The 7,536-nt window shown below is 41.1% G+C and carries 8 protein-coding genes and 1 pseudogene; all 9 read right to left on the bottom strand.

What is annotated here, in order from left to right; genetic code table 11:
- Positions 1-191 precede the first annotated feature (191 nt).
- Positions 192-896: a purine-nucleoside phosphorylase gene (gene deoD / locus ACYQ21_RS13915; RefSeq protein WP_460059133.1), complete on the bottom strand. Its 705-nt coding sequence runs from the start codon at positions 894-896 to the stop codon at positions 192-194.
- Positions 896-1,705 (bottom strand): purine-nucleoside phosphorylase, encoded by an 810-nt coding sequence (locus ACYQ21_RS13920; protein ID WP_460059134.1) that lies wholly within the window; start codon positions 1,703-1,705, stop codon positions 896-898. The genes deoD and ACYQ21_RS13920 overlap by 1 nt, the downstream gene beginning before the upstream one ends.
- 2 nt (positions 1,706-1,707) lie before the next feature.
- Complete coding sequence (locus ACYQ21_RS13925) at positions 1,708-2,925, bottom strand: phosphopentomutase (protein WP_460059135.1); 1,218 nt, start codon at positions 2,923-2,925, stop codon at positions 1,708-1,710.
- A 120-nt stretch (positions 2,926-3,045) separates the two neighbouring features.
- Positions 3,046-4,098 (bottom strand): BMP family lipoprotein, encoded by a 1,053-nt coding sequence (locus ACYQ21_RS13930; protein ID WP_460059136.1) that lies wholly within the window; start codon positions 4,096-4,098, stop codon positions 3,046-3,048.
- A gap of 150 nt (positions 4,099-4,248) precedes the next feature.
- The gene (locus ACYQ21_RS13935; RefSeq protein ID WP_460059137.1) at positions 4,249-4,641 is read right to left on the bottom strand and encodes a cytidine deaminase; all 393 of its coding nucleotides are present in this window, start codon (positions 4,639-4,641) and stop codon (positions 4,249-4,251) included.
- On the bottom strand, positions 4,625-5,290 hold the full coding sequence (deoC, locus tag ACYQ21_RS13940; RefSeq protein WP_460059138.1) for a deoxyribose-phosphate aldolase: 666 nt from the start codon (positions 5,288-5,290) through the stop codon (positions 4,625-4,627). Before deoC ends, ACYQ21_RS13935 begins: the two co-directional genes overlap by 17 nt.
- The gene (locus tag ACYQ21_RS13945) at positions 5,287-6,576 is read right to left on the bottom strand and encodes a pyrimidine-nucleoside phosphorylase (RefSeq protein ID WP_460059139.1); all 1,290 of its coding nucleotides are present in this window, start codon (positions 6,574-6,576) and stop codon (positions 5,287-5,289) included. Before ACYQ21_RS13945 ends, deoC begins: the two co-directional genes overlap by 4 nt.
- A gap of 337 nt (positions 6,577-6,913) precedes the next feature.
- A complete protein-coding gene (locus ACYQ21_RS13950) occupies positions 6,914-7,117 on the bottom strand; it encodes a transposase (RefSeq protein WP_460059141.1) in 204 nt (67 codons plus the stop codon).
- Positions 7,118-7,124: 7 nt separating this feature from the next.
- Positions 7,125-7,536 (bottom strand): annotated as a pseudogene (locus ACYQ21_RS13955) (IS5/IS1182 family transposase); the annotation flags it as partial.

The raw sequence follows: 7,536 nt of genomic DNA on the forward strand, positions 1-7,536 counted from the left end.
TTTTGGCTCATCGTACTTATTTGAAACAAGTAAATAAAAGGGTTAGTGTCAAGCAGAATCTATTGAAATGCTTGGTGAATGAGAAGATATTGACTGACGTAATAAAAAGTTTATGAAACGACCGTGGAAAAATTCTAAGCACGACCTAGAATTTTCAAGTCAAAATTCAATTTTTGATTATTCAAATCTGCTTAAGCAATAAGGGTTTCAAGACCAACTCGCATCATATCTGTAAAGGTCTTTTCACGCTCCTCAGCAGTCGTATCTTCATCTAAAACAAGACTATCCGAAATAGTCATGAGACTCAGCGCTTGTACTTGGTGCTTGGCAGCCAAATAATAAAGCGCAGCGGTCTCCATCTCAACAGCCTTAACACCCATAGTACCGAGCTTGATATTTTTGTCAAATAAGTCTGAATAAAATAAGTCTGCAGATAAAACATTACCAACGTGAGTGATGACACCCATGTCTTTGGAGATGTGATAAGCCCTATCTAGTAAGTCAAAATCAGCGATTTGGGGAAAATCATACTCAGGCCAATCATTTTTGATAATGCGAGACGTTGTCGCTGCTGCTTGCGCAAGGACTAATTCCCGAACATGAACATCTTTAGAAAGTGATCCAGCAGTGCCCACACGAATCAATTTCTTAACATCGTATGCTGTAATCAATTCATGCGCATAAATGGAAATAGAAGGCATCCCCATACCAGTACCCATGACAGAAATACACTCACCTTTATAGGTTCCTGTATAACCAAACATATTTCGAATATCATTAAACAAGACTGGATTTTCTAAGAAGTTCTCAGCGATAAATTTCGCACGCAAAGGATCACCTGGCAATAGAATCTTATCAGCAATGTCACCTTTTTTCGCGGCAATATGGATTGACATTAGATTTCCTCCAAGATTTTTTTAATGAGCGTTTTAAATGTGCCTTTAATACGTGTTGTCACTTCCACAACTTCTTCATGCTTGAGCTCAGCTTGTTTACCTGCAGCGTGATTGGTAATAGCAGAGATACCAAGAACACGTAAGCCCGAGTGAACGGCAATAATCACTTCAGGTACAGTTGACATCCCAACCGCATCTGCTCCGATTGTTTCAGCAAAACGAATTTCAGCAGGTGTTTCATAAGTCGGACCAGTGAATCCCATGTAGACACCTTCTTGCAAGTCAATACCCGCACGATCAGCCACAATTTTTGCAGTGGCTTGGTAGCCTTTATCATAGACACTTGACATATCAGGGAAACGTGGTCCGTAAGCGTCCATGTTTTCACCAATTAAAGGATTTTGACCAGTAAAATTAATGTGATCATTAATCAACATCAATGTACCCGGTCCATGAGTCACACCGCCTGCCGCGTTAGTGACAACAACACCTGTCGCATCAAGCTCAGCCATGACACGAACTGGGAAAGTCACGACATCAAGTGGGTTCCCCTCATAAAAGTGAAAACGTCCTTGAAGTGCCAATACTTTTTTGCCAGAAAGTGTGCCATAGACCAACTTACCAGCATGACCTGCAACAGTAGACCTACCCCAGTTTGGAATGTCAGCATAGTCAATAACGACTGGATTTGAAATCTCATCTGCCAACTCTCCTAAGCCTGACCCTAAAATCAAGCCAAAGTCTACATTTTCAACGCCTTGTTTTTGTAGAAAAACAACAGTTTCCTTTATTTTTTCCATCATTGTCATGATTATTTTAAGTCTCCTAAGAATGATACGCCGTTTTCAGTCGCAGCGACGCCAAAGTTTTCAGCGACGGTCGCTGAAATGTCAGCATAGTGTCCGATATTTAAAAAGCCTTGTTCAGTAAATGATTTGCTGTAAGCAAGTAATGGTACATACTCACGCGTGTGATCAGTGCCAACATAAGTTGGGTCATTGCCATGGTCAGCAGTAATCAGCAACAAGTCATTGTCACCCATTGCCTCATAGATTTCAGGTAGTCTCGCATCAAATTCATTAATCGCATTCCCATAGCCCGCCACATCACGACGATGTCCGAAAAGTGCATCAAAATCAACCAAATTCGTGAATGAAAAACCGGTTTCAAAGTCTGGCAGTTTCAAGGTCTCAATCAAACGGTCTACCCCAGCCATGTTACTTGCGGTATGCCCCATATCATGGTTAATGCCAACACCATTGAAAATATCGTTGATTTTGCCAACAGAGTAGACACCAATACCAGCTTCATTTAAACTGTCTAAAACAGTATGACCGAAAGGTGACAGGGCATAGTCATGACGATTGGCTGTCCGTGTAAAGTTACCCGGTGTACCAACATAAGGACGTGCAATAATTCGGCCAATCATATAAGGAGCGTCTAAAGTAATTGAACGCACATATTCACAAATTTTATAAAGTTCTTCCAATGGAATGATGTCTTCATGCGCAGCAATTTGCAAGACTGGATCGGCTGAGGTATAGATAATCAGCTCCCCAGTCTCCATTTGGCGTGCACCGAAATCATCGATGACTGCTGTACCAGAATAAGGAATGTTTGCCTCACGAATGACTTTACGACCCGAAAAAGCCTCAATTTTTTCAAGCAAATCTTCTGGGTAACCGTCGGGGAACACACGGAATGGGACTTGAATATTTAAGCCCATAATTTCCCAGTGACCTGTCATCGTATCTTTACCACGTGAAACTTCTTCTAGTTTTGTAGCATAACCAGTCAACTGTCCTGTCGCAATTTGTTCAACACCCACCAATGCTTTATCACGTGGAATCTGACCCAAACCTAGTTTCGCCATGTTAGGTACATTGAGTGCAAAATTCTCTGAAATGTGACCGAGTGTGTCTGATTGGGTATCGTTTGTATCGTGGTTGAAAAATTCAGCTGCATCTGGTGCAGCACCGATTCCAACTGAATCCATAACGACTAAATGAATCCGATTAAATTTTGACATATATGCCTCTTTTCTAATATCTAAAAAAACAGTGCCTGAAAACTAGCACTGTCTTTTATCATGCTGATACTTACTTTAAAAATAGGACGTAGAGTAGCGAATTTTTAAAGCAGATGCGTCTTATTTCTCAGGGACAGTAATTTTACCTGATTTAATGTCATCGTAAGCTTGATCAACTGCGCTTTTAGCATCTTTAGACAGGTTGTCATCGGCTAGGCCAACAGCACCTTCTTTGATACCGTAAACAACGTGTTTACCACCTGGGAATTTACCAGCTGCTGTCTCTTTACTGATGTTTTGAACCGCTTCGCCAACACCTTTAGTTGATGAGGCAAGGACAAAGTTAGCTTTTTTACCATCTTTAGAAGTATAATTACCTTCTTCTTTTTGGTCACGGTCAACACCGATAACCCAAACTTTGTCCGCTTCTTTCTTCTCTTCATTCAATGATTTAGCTTCAGAGAAGACCCCAGCACCAGTGCCACCAGCGGCTTGATAAATGATATCCGCGCCACTAGCGTATTGTGTCGCTGCGATTGTTTTACCTTTGGCAGCATCTGCGAATGAGCCTGCGTAGTCAACTTGGACTTTGATTGATTTATCAACGGATTTCACACCTGCTTCAAAACCTTTTTCAAAGCGTGAGATAACTTCACCTTCCATACCACCAACAAAACCAACGATCTTTGTTTTCGTTGTTTTCGCTGCTGCAACACCTGCAAGGTAGGCTGCCTCTTGGTCCTTAAAGGTTGCTGAAGCGACATTATCTTGTCCTTCAATCACATCGTCAATCAAGACATAATTGATATCCGCATTATTTTTAGCCGCTTCATCAATGGCGTTGTGGAGCGCAAAACCGATACCGTAAATCAATTTGTAGCCACCTGATACGGCGCTGTCAAGGTTTGTTGTGTAGTCAGATTCACTAGCAGACTGGAAATAGGTGTAACCTTTATCTTTAGATAAATTGTTAGCTTTCCCCCAGGCTTGTAAACCTTCCCATGATGATTGGTTAAATGACTTGTCATCCACACCACCAGTATCTGTAATGATGGCAACCGTTAGGTCAGTTTTAGCTTTATCTGACCCTGTACTCTTATCGCGACTACCACAAGCAGCTAGGGACAAGACTGCAACAGCAACTAAACCAACACCAATTACTTTTTTATTCATCAAAATGAACTCCTCCAAATTTTGGCTCACGCAAGCGTCAGCAAGATATCAATATATTTTCAAAACTCTATCTTAATTTTAACTTAACTCGCATCAATTCACAACTATTTATCAATTTATTTTAGTAATAAAACCCTAATTATTTGGGTTCTAGTCTAAATTCTTAAAATGATACGGTAATAACTCACCAACCGTTGTTTTTTTGACATCACCGGCTTTTGAAAATAGCCAAACAGGCATGTCATCTGGACAAAATTCTGTTAAAACTTGACGACAAGCACCACAAGGAGATATTGGTGCTTCCGTCTCGCCGTATATGCCAATCATCTCAAATTCACGGACACCACTCGAAACTGCCTTAAAAATCGCTGTACGTTCCGCACAATTGGTCAAACCAAAACTAGCATTTTCGATATTACAGCCTTGAAAAACGAGTCCATTTTTAGCAACTAAGGCTGCACCTACTGGAAAATTAGAATAAGGCACATAAGCGACACTTGATGCCTCCCTCGCTTGTTGAAAAAGCTCAGTATCCATTGCCATCAGCTACATTCCCTTTCATGATATCAACACCATTAGATGTACCAAGTCGCGTTGCACCTGCGTCAATCATGGCTTGTGCATCAGCAATTGAGCGAACACCACCTGATGCTTTAACACCTAAGTCTGGTCCTACAGTTTGACGCATCAGCGCGATATCCGCAACCGTTGCACCTGCAGTAGAAAAACCAGTTGATGTTTTAACAAAGTCTGCACCCGCACGGACAGCAGATTGACAAGATTTGACTTTTTCTTCATCTGTTAGTAATGACGTTTCGATGATGACTTTAGTTAGGACATCTCCTGAGGCGTCTACAACGGCTTGGATATCAGATTCGACTAAATCCCAGTCGCCGTCTTTCACTGCGCCGATATTGATGACCATGTCGACTTCATCTGCCCCATTTTTAACGGCGTCAGCCGCTTCGAACGCTTTCACTGCTGACGTATTGGCACCCAAAGGAAAACCAATAACCGTACAAACTTTTACATCAGTAGCCGCTAATTTTTCAGCCGCAAAACTAACCCAAGTTGGGTTGATACACACGCTCATGAAGTCATACTGGATGGCCTCATCGATAATTTGTTGGACTTTATCTTTTGGTGTATCTGCTTTTAAAACAGTATGATCAATGTATTTATTTAAATTCATTTGATAATCTCCACAATCTCTTTAATTTCTACTTTTTCATCTGAAATGCTAATGGCATCAAGTAATACTTGACTTTCTTTGTCGGCATCAAAATCAGCTTTATTATACAAAATCTCAAAAAGTGGTTGTCCACTCTCGACATAATCTCCGATTTTTTTGAAAATCCTAAGACCGGCATCTAGGTCAAGGACGTCTGACTTGACGGAACGACCTGCACCTGCACGCATGGCAAGTAGACCTGCTGTCAGCGCATCAAAACTGGTCACATAACCAGTTTGCCTACTGACCACGGATTTTGAAAAAATTGTCTCGTGCTCTGGCGATGTCAGTAATTCAGCCATATCGCCTCCCTGCGCTTGAATCATTTGCTTGAATTTGTCAAGGGCTGCACCATTTGATAGATTTTCTAAAATGTCGTCTACTGATTTTTCGACGCCTGCTAGACTGAGCATGATTTGTGCCAATTCAGCGATGAATTGTCTGAGTTCTGGGCTACCACCTCCTTGTAAAACAGTTAAGCTCTCAGCAATTTCTAAACGATTACCAATAGTAGCGCCTAGAGGTTGACGCATATCTGTAATTACAGCTACTGTCTTGCGTCCTACTGCATTGCCCAAATCAACCATGGTTTGCGCGAGTAGGCGGGCGTCTAGCATGTTTTTCATGAAGGCGCCGCTACCAACGGTGACATCTAGCAAAATAGCATCGCTACCTGCTGCAATTTTTTTCGACATAATTGAGCTTGCAATCAAGGGAATGATATCAACGGTCGCAGTCACGTCACGTAGGGCGTAAAGCAGTTTGTCGGCTTTGACCAAGTTATCCGACTGGCCGATGACCGAAATGCCAATGTCTTTAACTTGTTGGACAAAATCGGCTTGGGTACGCTCGACTTGGAAGCCGTGGATACTTTCGAGTTTGTCAATGGTACCACCGGTATGACCTAGGCCACGACCGCTCATCTTGGCAACAGAGACACCAAAACTGCTAACAAGTGGCGCCAAAATCAGGGTGACTTTGTCGCCAACGCCACCTGTTGAGTGTTTGTCAACTTTAACACCTGAGATATCGGACAGGTCAATCTGCTCACCTGTCGCAACCATGGCCATGGTTAAGTCTGCAATTTCTGTCTTGTTCATACCTTGGAAATAAACCGCCATAGCCCAAGCAGACATTTGATAGTCTGGAATTTGCCCTATCGCATACTGCTCTATCAGCCATGTCGTTTCAGCCTTGGTCAGCGCCAAACCATCTCGTTTTTTCTGAATGATGTCAATCATTCTCATCGCCTTACCTCACTTCATCTATCTCTGACAGTCAATTCTAAAATCAACTCATTTTAACTGTTTTTATATGCTTTGCCAAACTTTATTTTATCATATTTAGGTGGAAAATGGCTAGCATAACTCCCTTTTTGGGTAAACGTTTTATCGTTGTATCAGCTACTTTTTCATTTACTCAAACTAGATAAAATAAAACGTCTAGACAAAAAGCACACGGAAACCGTGTACTCAGCTTGCAGACAAAAGAGTCTGGGACCAAAGTCCACAGTCACTGAAAAAATAAGCAAGCTAATCCAATCAATTTTGATTGTGCTAGTTTGCTTTTTCTCTGTTCTCTATTCTATGTTCGACAGGATACCGTCAGTTTTCTGAGACTAATCGCTATCAAATCTAAACCACTCTCTTGTCTAACTTTGTCTTTCCCTCTAACCGAAAATCGAGTGAAATCCAAATTAGCCTTCAGATGGGCAAAGGCAGGCTCTATATCAATCTTACGTTTGCCATAGAGTTTTCCTGTCTCTTTTTCTGAAAGCAATTGCTTAATATTTAATTTAAATGACGCCCACTTTGTATTTTTCTTTTCTTAAAATGAAGTTAGCGACTTGTTTACGTGCTAATTTGATTGGCTTTCTTTGAGAGCGTATAGCTTTACGTTTTTGTCCGTTTGATTCCGTATTAATTTCTTGTGTGAGCGTCTCAACTGCTTGAGATAACTCATCTTCAATGACCATCAATTCTTGTGTTGATAATTCAGCTTCATTATCCAGTTCAATTGCAGGAATAATTTCATTGCTTAAAAGCTTTTGATAAAGGGCTTTAGACTTCTCAACAAGGGGATCACTAAAACGTTGAATGGATTTTTTCCAGACAAAAGTAAACTTGTTGGCATTAGCTTCAAGTTTTGTACCATCAATAAAAATGGCTGTTTCATCAATCATTTTTTCTTGAACAAGTAAACTTCTA

It is taken from the genome of Pseudolactococcus yaeyamensis (assembly GCF_054658615.1).

Coding starts and splice junctions, on each gene's coding strand:
- deoD (WP_460059133.1), bottom strand. CDS start 896: ATGTCAATCCATATTGCCGCGAAAAAAGGTGACATTGCTGATAAGATT.
- ACYQ21_RS13920 (WP_460059134.1), bottom strand. CDS start 1,705: ATGACAATGATGGAAAAAATAAAGGAAACTGTTGTTTTTCTACAAAAA.
- ACYQ21_RS13925 (WP_460059135.1), bottom strand. CDS start 2,925: ATGTCAAAATTTAATCGGATTCATTTAGTCGTTATGGATTCAGTTGGA.
- ACYQ21_RS13930 (WP_460059136.1), bottom strand. CDS start 4,098: ATGAATAAAAAAGTAATTGGTGTTGGTTTAGTTGCTGTTGCAGTCTTG.
- ACYQ21_RS13935 (WP_460059137.1), bottom strand. CDS start 4,641: ATGGCAATGGATACTGAGCTTTTTCAACAAGCGAGGGAGGCATCAAGT.
- deoC (WP_460059138.1), bottom strand. CDS start 5,290: ATGAATTTAAATAAATACATTGATCATACTGTTTTAAAAGCAGATACA.
- ACYQ21_RS13945 (WP_460059139.1), bottom strand. CDS start 6,576: ATGAGAATGATTGACATCATTCAGAAAAAACGAGATGGTTTGGCGCTG.